At 71.1% G+C, this 15392-nt stretch carries 18 protein-coding genes; 7 read left to right on the top strand and 11 right to left on the bottom strand.

Annotated features, from left to right (window positions below):
* Together AC24FB_RS01810 and AC24FB_RS01805 are read right to left on the bottom strand one after the other, a co-directional pair.
* On the bottom strand, window positions 1-276 hold the full coding sequence (locus AC24FB_RS01810; RefSeq protein ID WP_425713086.1) for a hypothetical protein: 276 nt from the start codon (window positions 274-276) through the stop codon (window positions 1-3).
* Window positions 273-662: a hypothetical protein gene (locus tag AC24FB_RS01805; RefSeq protein WP_425713087.1), complete on the bottom strand. Its 390-nt coding sequence runs from the start codon at window positions 660-662 to the stop codon at window positions 273-275. Before AC24FB_RS01805 ends, AC24FB_RS01810 begins: the two co-directional genes overlap by 4 nt.
* A 229-nt stretch (window positions 663-891) precedes the next feature.
* On the opposite strand from AC24FB_RS01805, the gene AC24FB_RS01800 reads away from it, so the two are divergent.
* A complete protein-coding gene (locus AC24FB_RS01800; protein WP_425713088.1) occupies window positions 892-1392 on the top strand; it encodes a flavodoxin domain-containing protein in 501 nt (166 codons plus the stop codon).
* Window positions 1393-1425: 33 nt separating this feature from the next.
* Here AC24FB_RS01800 and AC24FB_RS01795 read toward each other — a convergent pair whose 3' ends face one another.
* The 9 genes from AC24FB_RS01795 to AC24FB_RS01755 all read right to left on the bottom strand — a co-directional run bounded on the left by AC24FB_RS01795 (window position 1426) and on the right by AC24FB_RS01755 (window position 8274).
* Window positions 1426-2265, bottom strand: coding sequence for a hypothetical protein (locus AC24FB_RS01795; protein WP_425713089.1), 840 nt, complete (start codon window positions 2263-2265; stop codon window positions 1426-1428).
* A gap of 4 nt (window positions 2266-2269) precedes the next feature.
* Window positions 2270-3289, bottom strand: coding sequence for a hypothetical protein (locus AC24FB_RS01790; RefSeq protein ID WP_425713090.1), 1020 nt, complete (start codon window positions 3287-3289; stop codon window positions 2270-2272).
* Entirely contained in the window at window positions 3289-3570 is a 282-nt protein-coding gene (locus tag AC24FB_RS01785; RefSeq protein ID WP_425713091.1) for a hypothetical protein, read from the bottom strand. The genes AC24FB_RS01790 and AC24FB_RS01785 overlap by 1 nt, the downstream gene beginning before the upstream one ends.
* Window positions 3563-3940 carry an SseB family protein gene (locus tag AC24FB_RS01780; RefSeq protein ID WP_425713092.1) on the bottom strand — a complete coding sequence of 126 codons (378 nt, stop codon included), beginning with the start codon at window positions 3938-3940 and terminating at the stop codon, window positions 3563-3565. Before AC24FB_RS01780 ends, AC24FB_RS01785 begins: the two co-directional genes overlap by 8 nt.
* 293 nt (window positions 3941-4233) lie before the next feature.
* Window positions 4234-5217 (bottom strand): quinone oxidoreductase family protein, encoded by a 984-nt coding sequence (locus AC24FB_RS01775; protein ID WP_425713093.1) that lies wholly within the window; start codon window positions 5215-5217, stop codon window positions 4234-4236.
* Window positions 5218-5364: 147 nt separating this feature from the next.
* Window positions 5365-6405: a hypothetical protein gene (locus AC24FB_RS01770; protein ID WP_425713094.1), complete on the bottom strand. Its 1041-nt coding sequence runs from the start codon at window positions 6403-6405 to the stop codon at window positions 5365-5367.
* The gene (locus AC24FB_RS01765) at window positions 6405-6686 is read right to left on the bottom strand and encodes a hypothetical protein (protein WP_425713095.1); all 282 of its coding nucleotides are present in this window, start codon (window positions 6684-6686) and stop codon (window positions 6405-6407) included. Before AC24FB_RS01765 ends, AC24FB_RS01770 begins: the two co-directional genes overlap by 1 nt.
* The gene (locus AC24FB_RS01760) at window positions 6683-7129 is read right to left on the bottom strand and encodes an SAV_915 family protein (RefSeq protein WP_425713096.1); all 447 of its coding nucleotides are present in this window, start codon (window positions 7127-7129) and stop codon (window positions 6683-6685) included. Before AC24FB_RS01760 ends, AC24FB_RS01765 begins: the two co-directional genes overlap by 4 nt.
* A 122-nt stretch (window positions 7130-7251) precedes the next feature.
* Window positions 7252-8274 (bottom strand): hypothetical protein, encoded by a 1023-nt coding sequence (locus AC24FB_RS01755; protein WP_463654082.1) that lies wholly within the window; start codon window positions 8272-8274, stop codon window positions 7252-7254.
* 485 nt (window positions 8275-8759) lie between these two features.
* Between AC24FB_RS01755 and argC the strand changes: the two genes are divergently transcribed.
* Genes argC through AC24FB_RS01725 form a run of 6 tightly spaced genes read left to right on the top strand, consistent with a single transcriptional unit; the run spans window position 8760 to window position 15306 of the window.
* Window positions 8760-9824 (top strand): N-acetyl-gamma-glutamyl-phosphate reductase, encoded by a 1065-nt coding sequence (gene argC, locus AC24FB_RS01750; protein ID WP_425713098.1) that lies wholly within the window; start codon window positions 8760-8762, stop codon window positions 9822-9824.
* Window positions 9821-11032 (top strand): bifunctional glutamate N-acetyltransferase/amino-acid acetyltransferase ArgJ, encoded by a 1212-nt coding sequence (gene argJ / locus AC24FB_RS01745; RefSeq protein WP_425713099.1) that lies wholly within the window; start codon window positions 9821-9823, stop codon window positions 11030-11032. Before argC ends, argJ begins: the two co-directional genes overlap by 4 nt.
* Window positions 11029-12060, top strand: a complete 1032-nt coding sequence (gene argB, locus AC24FB_RS01740; protein ID WP_425713100.1) for an acetylglutamate kinase — start codon at window positions 11029-11031, stop codon at window positions 12058-12060. The genes argJ and argB overlap by 4 nt, the downstream gene beginning before the upstream one ends.
* Window positions 12057-13469, top strand: coding sequence for an acetylornithine transaminase (locus tag AC24FB_RS01735; RefSeq protein WP_425713101.1), 1413 nt, complete (start codon window positions 12057-12059; stop codon window positions 13467-13469). Before argB ends, AC24FB_RS01735 begins: the two co-directional genes overlap by 4 nt.
* Window positions 13466-14020, top strand: coding sequence for an arginine repressor (argR, locus tag AC24FB_RS01730; protein ID WP_425713102.1), 555 nt, complete (start codon window positions 13466-13468; stop codon window positions 14018-14020). The genes AC24FB_RS01735 and argR overlap by 4 nt, the downstream gene beginning before the upstream one ends.
* On the top strand, window positions 14017-15306 hold the full coding sequence (locus AC24FB_RS01725; RefSeq protein ID WP_425713103.1) for an argininosuccinate synthase: 1290 nt from the start codon (window positions 14017-14019) through the stop codon (window positions 15304-15306). Before argR ends, AC24FB_RS01725 begins: the two co-directional genes overlap by 4 nt.
* Window positions 15307-15392: the final 86 nt, after the last annotated feature.

Here is a 15392-nt window from a genome sequence, read left to right as displayed (position 1 = left end):
TCAGATCGCCTGGTCGAACAGCGCCGCGGCGCCGTCGTCGTCGTTCTGGAACCGGTCCCAGACGTCCTGCAGCAGCAGCGCGACCTTGCCGTTGTGCGACGTCGACCTGCCCAGCCAGTCGGACGTGCGGGCGACGATGCCCGACACGTGCTCCGCACCCCAGCCGAAGTCGCCCTCGACCGGGTCCTCGATCGCCGCGTGGTCGTCGACGATGCCCACGTGACGATCCTTGAGCGTCGTCATCGTGGTCTCGTCGATCTCGATCTCGTCGGTCATCGCGTCTGCCTCCCGAGCACGTCGTAGCGGTCGACGGGGCGCAGACGCATCCCGCCGAGTGTCTCTCCGTCACCCTCGGGCGCGCGTCGCAGCGCCTCCAGGTCGGGGCCGGGCGCCGGGTTCGGTGCGCCGTGGTCGATCGCGGCGACCGTTGCGTGGCCGCGGGCGATGAGGTCCTCGATGACCGGGAGCGGGGTGACGCGCCAGCCGTGCTCGAGGCCGAAGACCGACTGGAGCCGGTCCAGCGCCGTATAGATGGGAACCCCCACCTGACCGCCCTCGAGCTCGAGGAGGACATAGCGGGGGTCGTTCTCGCCCGGTTGCGCGACCACGGGCACGTAGACGATCGGGGGGAGCGGGGCGGAGCCCATCACGGGGATTCTCACGGGGGTCCTTCTCGTTCGTGGGTGACTCGACCAGCGTATGCGTACGCATGTGGGCTGGCGGGGAGATCGGCGGGGAGTTCGCCCTGGTCAGGGGTGCCCGTGAGAGATGGGGCACGTCCGACGACGTCGGTCGACGTCCTGTGCGGCCATCAGCCCTTCGTCGCCCCCGACCTCACCGAAGGACGATGGTCCCTGGTGGTCGAGCGGGAGCGTCAGGCATCGTGCTGTCATGAAGATCCTCGTCGTCACCAGCTCGAAGCACGGCGCCACCGACGAGGTGGGCGACCGCATCGTCGAGGTGCTCCGCGCGGCCGGCCACCTGTCGCGGCGGGTGTCGCCGTCGTCCGCGGTATCCCTGGACGGCGTGGACGCCGTCGTCGTCGGGTCGGCCGTCTACATGACCCAGTGGATGGAGGCGATGCGGACGTTCGTCTCCGAGCGCGCCGAGGTGCTGCGCGCCCTGCCGGTGTGGGTGTTCTCCGTGGGGCTCGCCGGGGTGCCGCACGGTGAGGTGCAGGACCCGATGCGGGCCGCCCGGTTCATCACCGCGCTCGACCCCATCGACTACCGCACGTTCCGCGGCCGCCTCGACCCGAGCCTGCTCGGCCTGCGCGAGCGCAGCGTCATCCGCATGGCCGGCGGCATGGAGGGCGACTTCCGGGACTGGGCGGCGATCGAGGAGTTCGCCGGCGAGATCAGCGCCCAGCTCGCGGAGCACGCGGAGGCGTAGGGGCGGAGACGCGCGGAGCCGGTTCGCCGTTCGTCACAGGTCGACGGCGGTCCCCGCCGGGTCGGACTCGGCGAGGAGGCGGGTGGCGGCGTCGGGGGAGTCCGCGAGCGCGTGCAGGATCGACAGCAGGACGGCGGGGTCGCCGGGGTAGGCGGCCAGCGAGAACGTCTCGGTCAGCTGGGGGTCCTCGACGACGGTCGTGGCCCGCCCGCGTCCCGTGCTGCCCCGGCGCTTCCGGTCGATGGGGGCCGAGCTCGAGACCGTGACGCGCGCGCCGCGGCCGGGGACCGGCTCGATCGAGCGGATCCGCGACCACATGACGGTGCGCGTCGTCATCACGGCGTCGACGGCGAACGTCTCCGGCATCAGCGTCATCTCGGCGGCGCGCAGGCGGCCGCGGCCGAGCTCCCACGCCATCGGCAGGCCGACGAGCGTGGCGACGAACATCGGCATCGTCAGCCACGGCGGGGGCAGCACCGGGTTCGCGCCCTGAAGAAGGACGTCGACGGCGAGGAACGGCCCCGTGAGCCCCGCCGCGAGGAAGGCCGCGAACGCGAGGCGAGCGACGGACGGGTCCGCCTCCAGCCGGAGGAACCCCCCGGGCGAGCGTGCCGCGACCAGGGTGCCCGGTCGGCGTCGGGCGCGTGGTCCGACGAGCGCCGCGAGGCCGAGGAGGGCGGAGAGGGGGAGGAGGAAGACTCCGATCGTGCCGAGCAGCGAGCCGCTGCCCGGCATCGTCACAGCGGCGTACGCGAGCCCGACGGCGAGAACCCCCAGCAGTGCCTCCAGCCAGAAGCGGGTGACCGGGCGGTCCCACTCGGGCGGACGGGGAGCGGTCTCGGAGGTGCGCCGGTACGTCCGCTGCTCGTCCACCGCCTCAGGGTAATGGCGCGTCGGTGGCCCAGCGTCCCTTGTTGGTCAGCTGGTCGAGATGATCGAAGACGGTGTCGATGCGGTCGTCCGCCACCGCGCGTGCGTGCTCGGGCACGACCTGCTCGTAGAGCCACCCGCCGCCCGGAAAGATGTCGGCGAGCGCGGTGGAGTCCTCGTCGCCGTGAATGACGTCGGCCGCGACCATGACCGGGCCGATGACCCGTGACAGGGTGCGAAGGACACGCGCGCCGGGGACGGCGATGCGATTGCCGCTCCGGTACTCCTCCTGGAGAGCACGCCAGCGCTCGAGATCGGGGTCGTGCATCCGCCGCGGTTCGGGCTGCTCCGCGGCCGCCTCGAACTCCCGAGCCACCCGTTCCCATCGATTCGCCATCGCGCCGGTGGCCTCTTCGACACCGAGTCCGATGACAGTGGCGCCCAGGTCCTCGATCGCCTGCCGTTCGCGCGCCGACTGGACCGTGGGCGCCAGCTCGTCGACCGTCCATCGGACCAGCTCGGCGGTCTCGCGGTGGACGTGTTCCCGGAGACGGTTGTAGAGCGCGATCTTCTCGAGCTCGGCCCGGCGGTGCGCCATATCGTTCCGGTACTCGGCGAGGCCGCGTTCGCCGGACACGGAGACCCCGGGCACCTCGCGGGCGGCGGGTGGAGCCTCGATGGTGGCTCCGTTGACGACGAGGCCGCCCTCGCGCGCATCACGACGGCAGGCCTCGAACTTCTCCTCCAGCATGGTCAGCTTGATGCCGTAGGTGCGGACCTTGGACTCGCAGGCGGAGAGCATCGATTGTACGACCTGCTGCGACTCGCCGAGGCGCTCCGCCACGACGAAGTACGCCTGCCCGGCGTCTCCTCTGAACCTTGTGGGGGCAGTGCTCTCGGTGCCGCCACCGATGACCGCCCATCCCGTGCGGGCAGTCTCGAAGAAGACGTCATCGAGGGCCTTCAGCCAGTCGGCGAGCGCGTATACGTCTGCCGGGGTGCCCTTCACCCTGGTGTCGATACCCATCACGGCTCCCCGAGCTGGTTGAACAGCGCTGCGGCCTCGTCGTCCTCGTGCCGAAATCGTTCCCAGGCCTGGTCGAGCGCGTGGGCGAGGCCGCCGTTGGCGGTGATGGCAGCCGCGTTCAACGATGCTCCGCGAGCCGCGATCGTCGTCAGCTCTCCCATCACCCAGCCCCAGTCGCCCTCCGGCGGCAGGGGGACCTCGTTGTGCCGATCCACGGTTGTGGCGTGCCAGCGCTCGTAGTTCTTGATCGCGGCCTCGTCTACCTCGAGATCGTCACTCACGTGGGCCTCCTTCTCGGCCCTCACCGCGCGTGGCGGCACTCCGAGGCACGCCCGGGTCGACGACGACGTGGTCCGCGTGTCCCTCGTCGATGAGCCACGCGATGTCCTCACGCCACCGGACGGCCCACCCCTCCTCCTCGCCGAGAGCGAGGATGAACCGGTCGAGGGCGGTGTAGGCGGGGACACCGATGCGTCCCTCGTCGTCCTCGAGCAGCAGCACCCGAAGCCCTTCCTCGCGCTCGACCACCGGGACGTAGACGACGGGTGGGAGAGTGGCAGCGCCCATCACGGGCAGGCCTCGACGGCCGGGTGTCGACGCCGTGTCCGTGGATGCTGGCTCGACGGGATGCCCGTCGTACTCGTGGCGCATGATCGGTCCCCGTCCTCGTCGACGTCTCTGTCCGGTTGCTGCGATGTCGACGGAGGGTAGTGGCCGCCAGCTCGCGGCGGGAGGGGGCCGGCGGGGGAGTGGTGCCCGTCTCCGGACATTGCCGCGCATCCTTCCGCGCCAGCGACCGACGCGCGTGGGAGCGAAGCGAATGTCGCGTCCGGGCGTCCGGGCATCCGGGCATCCGGGATGGCGCGGATGAGCAGGGTGAATCAACCGTTGATCCGCCTCGCGCAACGGATACATAGGGGTGTCGGCGATCGTTCCGGCTCGCGTCACACGTCGAGCAGGATCTTCCCCGTCGTCGTGCCGGACTCGATCGCGTGGTGGGCGTCGGCTGCGTCCGCGAGGGGGAAGCGGTGGCCGATCCGGACGTCGAGCGTGCCCTCGGCCGCGGGCGACGCGACGGCGAGCCAGCGCCACTCGAGCTCCTCGCGCTCGGCGGTGTAGTGCACGAGCGTCGGGCGGGTGACGAACACGGAGCCGGCAGAGTTGAGCCGCTGGAGGTCGAACGGCGGGACCGGGCCGGACGCGGCGCCGAAGAGGACGAGTGTTCCGCGGGTGCGCAGCGAGGCGAGGGAGGCGTCGAAGGTGTCCTTCCCGACGCCGTCGAGCGCGACGTCGACACCCGTGCCGCCGGTCAACTCTCGGACGGCGCGCGGGAGGTCGGTCGTGAGGTCGTCGAGCTCGCGGTAGCGGATGACGTCCTGCGCTCCCGCGGTGCGGGCAAGCTCCTCCTTCCCCGGGTTCCCGACGAGGGCGATGACGCGTGCTCCGCGGGCGCTCGCGAGCTGCGTGACGAGCAGGCCGACGCCTCCTGCCGCGCCCGTAAGGAGAACGGTTGAGCCGTCGCCTACGTGCGATGCGCCGTCGAGCAGGTAGTGCGCCGTCATGCCCTGGAGGGGGAGTGCGGCGGCGACGTCGAGGTCGAGGCCGGCGGGGACTCCGAGAGCGGTAGCGGCCGGCACGAGTACCTTCTCGGCGTAGGCGCCCGGTGCGGCGGCGTACGCGACCCGGTCGCCGACCGACCAGCCCGTCACACCGGAACCGACAGCGGCGACCGTTCCCGCACTCTCGGTGCCCGGGGTGTGGGGGAGGTCGATCGGGTACTGGCCCGTCCGACGGTAGGTGTCGATGAAGTTGACGCCCACGTGGGCGACCTCGACGAGCAGCTCCCCCGCGCCCGGGACCGGGTCGGGGACCTCGGTCAGCTTGAGGACGTCGGGGGAGCCGTGCTCGGTCTGGACGATGGCGCGCATGGAGTCATGGTGCCGCACTCAGAGCTGATGGACGAGGAATGGTGCGGTGCCGAGTCAGCGGATCAATCGATCCGAGGAAGACGCTTCTCGCTTGGGAGCGACCCAACATGCGCTGCGTGACAGGCCAGCCCTGAACGACAGGCTGGATCAGTCGATGGGTTGCCGAGCCTTTCCCCCCCAGCGCCCAGGCTGCAAGTAATCGACCGCATCATCGATCGCGTCGTCTGCCCGAGCCCGGACTTGATCCGGCACTGCGTGGTCGTAGAGCGGACCGGCGGCGAGGCTCGCAACTCCACCGACCACTGGGATCATCCCGACCGTGGTCGCTACCAAACTTGTCGAGTCAGCGTCACCGAGCATCAGATCTGCCGCAGGGAGAAGCGGCCCCGTCAAGGCCTGACCGATTCCCTTGACGACTCGTCCGGTGCCTCGGGCCTGATTGACATCGGCTTGCGCTGCCCTTCGTGCGTCATCCCAGGCTTCACGGTCGTCCGGGTGCATTCGGTTGGCCGGCTGGTCGGCAGATGCTTCGATCGCGTCAGCCGTTGAATTGAGATTCTTCGCCTTCTCCAGAGCCGCCTTGCCCTGCCACCCCGGCGCAGCCCCGGTGAGCTGCTTGAAGACGATGTCGCTTGTGCCGGTTGCACCGCTGATTGCTGATGCTGCCTGGGCGAAATCGGCTTGAATCCACCGCATGAACTCCTGCTTCTCCCCGTCGACGGCGCGAAAGATGGCGTTGTACGTGCCGATGCGTGCCATATCTTCTTCTTCTGTGTCCGGGGTGTCCTCTGTGGAGCCACCCCCTCCCCTTTCGGCGCCGGACCTGTACGGCGGAACGGGGTCGGGAGTCTCAATGGTGTACCCGTTGACCTCGAGCCCGGCTCCCACCGCCTCGTTCCGGTACTCGGCGAACTTCCGTATGAGGAGATCGAGCTTGACCCCGTAGGCCTTGACAGCTTCGGTGGCCTCCTTCAGGTGGTTGTAATTATCCCACTGGGCGTTGGCCATGTTTGCCGCAATCGCGACATAGGCCTGACCGGCATCGCCGGTCCAGTGCATTTCAGCGACTGTCGACCCAGACCGTGAGTACGTTGCCGACTCGTGAAAGTCGTCCGTCACGCCTTGAAGCCAATCGCCGATCGCCGTCACTTGCGCAACGTTTCCAGGAACGTGGGTATTGATTGGCATCAGACCCCTCCAAGGGACTCGAAGTACTCGGCGGCGGCCTCATCGTTGGCGCGAAGCGTCTCCCACGCATGTTGAACAGCGGCGGACGCGCCCGCGTGCATCAAGATGACGTCAGCTGTCCACTTCGTCGCTTTGGATGAGATGGTCGTGACGTGCGTGGCACCCCACCCCCAATCGCCCTCCGGTGGAAGCGTCGTCTCGCCGTGCCGGTCTGCCTTTGTGTCGTGAGAACTGGTGATCACCCTGATCGAGTGTTCATCGACCTCAATCTGCCCACTCATCTCGGACCCCCTTCGTCGGTTGACGTTGTCGCGTAATGTGCATCGATTCCGATATCTACGGCCACGTAGGTGGCGTGCCCGGCTCGAACGATCTCCTGAACCTGAGCAGCCGACTGCAGCGCCCATCGGGCGTCGATGCCGAGCCCCGCCACGAACCTGTCATGTGAAGTAAAGACAGGGAGTGCCCGCCGCCCCTTCTCGTCGTCGGCGAGGAGAAGTCGAGAGCCCTCCTCCGCTGACTCGTCGGTCACGGGCACGTATACGAAGGGGGGTATCGGAATGACTCCGAGCACAAGGGCTTCAGTGGTTTCGCTATCACCTCTGCGCACCGGACCGTGGCCGGGTTCGGAGTCGGTAGGCGACTGCATCCGGGGGGAATCCCCCGACACCGCGCCCGCAGTCGGGCTGTCCTTCGTGATCACCCATTCGTCGTCGCTGGTCATCGTTCCCCCTCCGTCATGACCGTTGCCGTGCTGTTACCTACGAAGGTATGGGGCAGGCCAGAGCCCTGCAGGGGGAGTGGAGGGGACTTCTCTCCCGTGCTGGTCGGGGCGATGCCCGAGCCCTACGCCATCAGCTCGCGTATGGGCCGAAGACGGTGGAGCACAGTCCCGGCGAGGTGCGGCTCGAGCACCCGGATCACGTCGACCTCGCGCCGTGCCTCCTTCGACACGAACCGCACGACGACGTCGCCCGTCGCCTCGATCGCGCGTTCCCTGTCCCGCTCGTCGACGATCGTCTGCGCATTCGCCTCAGGGTCGCCGGCGCCGTACTTCACGAGGCCGTCGAACTCGATGTGCAGCCAACGGATGCTTCCGTCGGCGCGGATCTCGAGCGGGATCGACAGGTCCGTGCGATACGTCCCGCGCCGCGTGGGCACCGGCTGCTGAACCACGACGTCGCGCCGCCCCCACGTCAGCACCACCCACCTGATGTGCGACTCCCACGCCGACTCCGACCACGGCGTCGACCACGCCACGACCGCCCGCGCGCGGGCCCGCCCTCGACTACCTCTCGGCAGACGTTCGATCCGTTCCTCAAGCGCTGCTCTCACGTCAGCCGCCGCCCGCTCGGTGCGCTCGCGCTCCGTAAAGGTGGCCTTGGCGAGCACGGCAATCACATGGTCGACGACGACGAGCCCGTCCCGCGGATGCAGGAATCGCGCACAGTCCAGCGCCACCCGTTCGAGCCGCACCACCCGTATCCCCGCGACGACGGTGACGTCCTCCTCCGGCAGGGCCAGCAGGTGCCTGTGGTGGTCGAGGTCGTCCCGAGTGCTCGCCTTGGCGGCGACTACAAGGTGCGGACTCTCCTGCACCTTCCACACACGCAGCCCGTGCATGCGCGCCGCCGACGTCAGGCACAGCGCGTGCTCGGCCCGAAGGTCGCGGCTGATCGCGGTGCACAGTGCGAGGTGCAGGCTGGTCGTGCGCTGCCAGCGGTCAAGACCCGCAGGCACGACGGCGAAGCTCCCGCGCCTGAGTCGCACGATCTCTTCCCCGTCGGCGAGTGACGCCCTGGCGTTCCTGAGCATGCTCGACGGCGCGACCGTGAGGTGGACGGGCTCCTTGACCGACGACGGATCCATGCGGCGACGGTGCCCGGATCCTGCAACAGCCTGCTCGTCAGGGGCGGCAGGCTGTGGGCGAGCGTGTGAGATGGGCGGTTGTGGGGACGGCGTGCGCGGGCGGAAGTGTCGACCTCGTCGGCAGGCGGCTGCGTGGGCCTCGTCCGCAGGTTGCTGTGGAGCTGCGCAGTTGGAGAGCGGCCGTCGGAAGTGTGCCCTCGGCGGCGCTGCGGCTGGGTGACGGCCCGAGGTGCCCCGGCCTCTTCACGAGAGAAGGGAAAAGGTGGTGAGAGCAGGGGGCATGACACCTGGTCTCGCGCCGATCACCTGATCTCACGGAATGGGGGAGTGGGGATCCCCTGATCTGGCTCACTTCACCTGATCTCGCCGGATCGAGTGAGGGTGCATCCCCTGGTCTCGCGCCGATCACCTGATCTCGTGCCGGGGCGCAGCCGCACCTCACCACCCAGCCCGCATGGATATGCAAGCCCATGTATGATGATGCGGTGTCTTTCTCGATAGCCGTTGCCGGCGCCTCCGGGTACGCGGGCGGCGAGGTCCTCCGCCTGGCCCTCACGCACCCCGACCTCACCGTCGGCGCCCTCACCGCCAACAGCTCCGCCGGCGACCCGCTGCTCCGCCACCAGCCGCACCTGCTCCCACTCGCGGACCTCGTCCTCGAGCCCACGGACCCGACGCGCCTCGCGGAGCACGACGTCGTCGTCCTCGCCCTGCCGCACGGCGCCTCCGGCGAGGTCACGGCCGCTCTTGACGAGCTCGGGTACGCGGGCCTCGTCGTCGACGCCGGCGCCGACCACCGCCTCACCGACCCCACCGCGTGGGACGACTTCTACGGCACCCCGCACGCCGGCGCCTGGCCGTACGGACTGCCCGAGCTCCTGCACGCCGACGAGACCGCGCCCGCGGCCCAGCGCACCGCGCTGACCACCTCGCGCCGCATCGCCGTCCCCGGCTGCAACGTCACGGCGGTCACGCTCGCGCTGCAGCCCGGCGTCGCGGCGGACGTCGTCGACTCCTCCGACGTCGTCGCGGTCCTCGCCGTCGGGTACTCCGGCGCGGGCAAGTCGCTCAAGCCGCACCTCACCGCCGCCGAGGCCGCCGGCAACCTCCAGCCCTACGGCCTCGCGGGCACGCACCGGCACGTCCCGGAGATCGAGCAGAACCTCACCGTCGCCGGCGCCGCCACCCCCAAGATCTCCTTCACCCCCGTCCTCGCGCCGATCTCGCGCGGGATCCTCGCCACGGTCACCGCGCCGCTGGCCGAGGGCGCCACGGCCGAGGACGTCGCCGCCGCCTGGCACGCCGCCTACGACGACGAGCCCTTCGTCCGCCTCCTGCCCGAGGGCACATGGCCCACCGCGAGCCAGGTCGCCGGCTCCAACCTCGCCACCGTGCAGGTCGCCGTCGACCACCGCGCCGGCCGCGTCGTCGCCCTGTGTGCCATCGACAACCTCGTCAAGGGCACCGCCGGCGGCGCCATCCAGTCCCTCAACCTCGCCCTCGGCCTCGACGAGACCGCCGGGCTGCCGACGACGGGAGTCGCCCCGTGACCGACACGAACACGCCCGAGCCTGAGAACACGCCCGCCACCACCCCCGGCATCACCGCGCCGAAGGGCTTCCGTGCCGCCGGCGTCACGGCGGGCCTCAAGCCCTCCGGCGCCCCCGACATCGCGCTCGTCGTCAACGACGGTCCCGAGCGCGTCGCCGCCGCCGTCTTCACGACCAACCGCATCGAGGCCGCACCGGTGACCTGGTCGCGCCAGGTGGTCGCGGACGGCCGCCTCGACGCCGTCGTCCTCAACTCCGGCGGCGCCAACGCGTGTACCGGCCCCGAGGGCTTCGCCGACACCCACCGCACGGCCGAGCACGTGGCCGCGACCCTCGGCGTCTCTGCCGGCGACGTCGCCGTCTGCTCGACCGGCCTCATCGGCGAGCGGCTCGACATGCCGCGCCTCCTCGGCGGCGTCGACACCGCGGCCATCACCCTGTCGACGACCGGCGGCGACGACGCGGCTCACGCCATCATGACCACCGACACCGTCGCCAAACAGGTGCACGTCCCCGGCGCCGGCTGGTCCGTCGGCGGTATGGCCAAGGGCGCCGGGATGCTCGCGCCCGGCCTGGCCACGATGCTCGTCGTCCTCACCACGGACGCCGTCGTCGATGCCGCCACCGCCGACCGCGTCCTGCGCGCCGCCACGGCCACGACCTTCGACCGCGTCGACTCCGACGGCTGCATGTCGACCAACGACACGGTCATCCTCCTCGCGTCCGGCGCCTCCGGGGTCACCCCGACCGAGGACGAGCTCGCCGACGCCGTCACTGCCGCGAGCGCGGACCTCGCCCGCAAGCTCGTCGCCGACGCCGAGGGCGCGTCCCACGACATCGCCGTGACCGTGACGAAGGCGTCCGACGAGCCCGCCGCCCTTGCCGTCGCCCGCGCGATCACCCGGTCCAACCTCTTCAAGGCGGCGGTGTTCGGCAACGACCCGAACTGGGGCCGGGTGATCGCCGCGGCCGGCACGGTGCCCGTCGACGTCGCGCCCTTCGACCCCACGACGATCGACGTCTCCGTCAACGGCGTCCAGGTGTGCCGCAACGCCGGGGTGGGGGAGCCGCGCGACCTCGTCGACCTCGCCGCGGAGCGCGAGGTGAGCGTCCTCGTCGACCTCAAGGCCGGCGACGCGACCGTCACCGTCTGGACCAACGACCTCACGCACGACTACGTCCACGAGAACAGCGCGTACTCCACATGAGCGAGCCCACGACGACGAACCCCCCGTCCACCACCCCCGAGTTCCGCTTCGACACCGAGCGCGACCTCTTCCCGCACCAGAAGGCGGAGGTGCTCGTCCAGGCGCTGCCGTGGCTGCAACGGTTCGCGGGCGCCACGGTGGTCGTCAAGTACGGCGGCAACGCGATGGTCGACGACGAGCTCAAGCGCGCCTTCGCCTCCGACATCCTCTTCCTCCACCAGGTGGGGCTCCGCCCGGTCGTCGTGCACGGCGGCGGCCCGCAGATCTCCTCGATGCTGGGTCGCCTCGGCATCGACTCCGAGTTCCGCGGCGGGCTGCGCTACACGTCGGGCGAGGCGATGGACGTCGTCCGCATGGTGCTCACCGGCCAGGTCCAGCGCGAGCTCGTCACGCTGCTCAACCACGACGTCGCGCACGCGGTGGGCCTGTCCGGCGAGGACGGCCGACTCCTCCTCGCCCGCAGGCGCACGGCCACGGTCGACGGCGAGAGTGTCGACGTCGGGCACGTGGGGGACGTCGTCACCGTCAACCCGGACGCGATCACCCAGCTGCTCGACGCCGGGCGCATCCCGGTGGTCTCGACCATCGCCGTCGACGTCGACGACCCCGCCGAGGTGCTCAACGTCAACGCCGACACCGCGGCCGCCGCCGTCGCCGCCGCCGTGGGGGCGCGCAAGCTCGTGGTCCTCACCGACGTCGAGGGGCTGTACGAGCGCTGGCCCGACCGCTCCTCGCTGCTGTCGCAGGTCTCCGCAAGCCGGCTGGCCGCGATGCTGCCGAGCCTGCAGTCCGGCATGGTGCCGAAGATGGAGGCCTGCCTCCGGGCGGTGCGCGCCGGGGTCCCGCAGGCGCACGTCATCGACGGCCGCACGCCGCACTCGATGCTGCTGGAGATCTTCACGGACGAGGGGGTGGGGACGCTCGTCCTGCCAGACGACGAGGGGCACGACGACGAGGCGCCCGCCCAGCGGGCCGCCGACCAGGCCGGCGACCCGATGGTCGCCGAGAGCAAGGGGGAGCACTCATGAGCACGACGACGCCGCAGCCCGGTGACGACCGCGATCCGGCCGTGGACGCCGCGGCGGACGGGGCGGACGGGGTGACGTCGGCCGCGCCGACCGGTGAGCCGGCCGCTGCACCGGACCAGCCGGCCGAGCCCGCCGAGCCCACGACCTGGCAGGACCGCTACACCGGCGCCGTGATGAACACGTTCGGGACGCCGCGCCTCGAGCTCGTCTCCGGCTCTGGCACGCATGTCACCGACTCCGAGGGCCGCACGTACCTCGACCTGCTCGGCGGCATCGCGGTGCTCTCGCTCGGCCACGGTCACCCGGCGCTCGTGGGCGCCGTCGCGGACCAGGTCGCGCGCCTCGGGCACGTCTCGAACTTCTTCACGACCAACCCCCAGGTGCGGCTCGCCGAGCGGCTGCTCGAGATCGTCGTGCCCGGCGGTGCGCCCGAGGGCTCGCGCGTCTTCCTCTCGAACTCGGGCACCGAGGCCAACGAGGCGGCGCTGAAGATCGTGCGCCGGCACGGCACCGAGCGGTTCGGCACCGGCCGGCCGGGGCGGATCCTCGCGCTCGAGCACGCCTTCCACGGCCGCACCCTCGGTGCCCTCGCGCTCACCCACAAGGCCGCCTACCGCGAGCCGTTCGCGCCGCTCGGCCCGGACGTCACGTTCGTCGCGCCGGGGGACATCGAGGCGGTCCGCCGCGAGCTGGCGGTCGGCGACGTCGCCGGACTGATCGTCGAGCCCATCCAGGGGGAGGCCGGCGTCGTGCCGCTTCCCGAGGGGTTCCTCGCGGAGGCCGGGCAGGCCGCCCGCGACGCCGGCGCACTCGTCGTGGTCGACGAGATCCAGACCGGCATCGGCCGCACCGGCACCTGGCTCGGGCACCACCGCCGAGAGCTCGGCGGCGGGTTCGTCCCCGACGTCGTCACGCTCGCCAAGGGCCTCGGCGGCGGCATGCCGATCGGCGCGACCATCGCGATCGGCGAGCACGCGGCCACGCAGCTCGGCCCCGGCGCCCACGGCACGACGTTCGGCGGCAACCCGACCTCGGCGGCCGCGGCGCTCGCGGTCCTCGACGTCGTCGGCGCCCCGGGCTTCCTCGACGGCGTCGAGCAGGTGGGGAAGTCCCTGCGCGCGGCGATCGAGTCCATCGGGTCGCCGCTCGTGGCGGGCACGCGGGGCGCGGGGCTGCTCGTCGGCGTCGAGCTGACGGGTGAGCACTCCGCCGCGGTCACCGCCGCCGCCCAGGACGCCGGCCTCATCGTCAACCCCGTCGCCCCGGACACCGTGCGGCTCGCGCCCGCGCTCATCCTCTCTGAGGACGACGTGGCCGAGGCGGCCGAGAAGCTCGCCCTCGCCCTCGACCGCGTCGAGCAGAACCTGACGAGTGAGGGGACTTCTGCCGCCGAGGACGGCCGCCGATGAGCGCCCCGACCACCCGGGCCGCGCGGCACGCGATCGTCGAGGAGCTCATCGGGGCGGGCGAGGTCCACTCGCAGTCCGAGCTCCAGGGCCTCCTCGCGGATCGCGGGGTGAGCGTCACCCAGACCACGGTCTCCCGCGACCTCGACGAGCTGCGCGCCGTCAAGGTCCGCGGCACCGACGGCTCGCAGGTCTACGCGCTGCCCGCCCTCGTCTCGCCGGCTCCGGCCACGGACGCCACCCAGGTGCACGCGCGCCTCGAGCGGTGGTGCGTCGAGGTCCTCGTCGACGCCGACCACGCCCAGAACCTCGCCGTCCTGCGCACCCCGCCGGGAGCGGCCCAGCTGCTGGCCTCCGCCGTCGACCAGTCCCGGTTCCCGGGGGTGCTCGGTTGCGTGGCCGGCGACGACACGGTCCTCGTCATCACGCGCGACGACGAGACCGCCGCCGGGCTCGTCACCCGGCTCCTCGATCTGGCTCGCCGCGGCGGGCCCCGTTCCACCTCCCGCACGGAGACGACCAGCCCTGACCAGGGCGAAAGGATGGACGCATGACCACCGAGACCTCCCAGACCACCCCGGCGCCCCAGGCCGGGAACGCCGGCGGATCCGCGAGCGGCAAGGAGCGCGTGGTCCTCGCGTACTCCGGCGGGCTCGACACCTCCGTCGCCATCGGCTGGATCGGCGAGCAGACGGGGGCGGAGGTCATCGCGGTGGCCGTCGACGTCGGGCAGGGTGGTGAGGACCTCGAGGTCATCCGTCAGCGTGCGCTCGACTGCGGCGCCGTCGACGCCTACGTGGCCGACGCCAAGGACGAGTTCGCCGCCGAGTACTGCATGCCGGCGCTCCAGGCGCAGGGCCTCTACCAGGACGCCTACCCGCTCGTGTCCGCGATCTCGCGGCCGGTCATCGTCAAGCACCTCGTGCGCGCGGCCAAGCGGTTCGGCGCGACGACCGTGGCCCACGGCTGCACGGGCAAGGGCAACGACCAGGTCCGCTTCGAGGTCGGCATCACCTCGCTCGCGCCGGAGCTCAGGTGCATCGCGCCGGTCCGCGACCTCGCCCTGACCCGCGACGTCGCCATCGAGTACGCCGAGAAGCACAACCTCCCGATCGAGACGACGAAGAACAACCCGTTCTCCATCGACCAGAACGTGTGGGGCCGCGCCATCGAGACCGGCTTCCTCGAGGACATCTGGAACGCCCCGACCAAGGACATCTTCAGCTACACCGACGACCCGACGTACCCGCCGCTGCCGGACGAGGTCGTCATCCGCTTCGAGCAGGGCGTCCCGGTGGAGATCGACGGCGTGGCCGTCACCCCGCTCCAGGCCATCCAGGAGATGAACCGCCGCGCCGGCGCCCAGGGCATCGGGCGGATCGACGTGGTCGAGGACCGGCTCGTCGGCATCAAGTCCCGCGAGGTCTACGAGGCCCCCGGCGCGATGGCCCTGCTCGCCGCGCACAAGGAGCTCGAGAACGTCACCATCGAGCGGGAGCTCGCGCGCTACAAGCGCCGGGTCTCCGAGCGGTGGGCCGAGCTCGTCTACGACGGCCAGTGGTTCTCGCCCCTGAAGAAGGCGCTCGACGTGTTCGTCGCCGAGACCCAGCGCTACGTCTCCGGCGAGATCCGGATGACGCTGCACGGCGGCCGCGCGGTCGTCACCGGGCGCCGGTCGGAGTCGTCGCTGTACGACTTCAACCTCGCGACCTACGACGCCGGGGACACGTTCGACCAGTCGAGCTCGGTCGGGTTCATCGACATCTACGGCCTCACCTCGAAGCTGTCCGCCGCGCGCGACGAGAAGTTCGGCAACGGGGTGGACTTCTTCACCGACTGAGCAGGTGCGGTGGGCGGCCGACGCGGCTGCCCATCGCCCGAGATGCGCTAAGAGGGCGGGCGCCGACCGGATCACTGGTCGGCGCC

It is taken from the genome of Georgenia sp. Z1344 (assembly GCF_057652375.1).
Note: the sequence above shows the minus strand (reverse complement) of the source record. Positions and strands in the feature narration are given on the sequence as shown.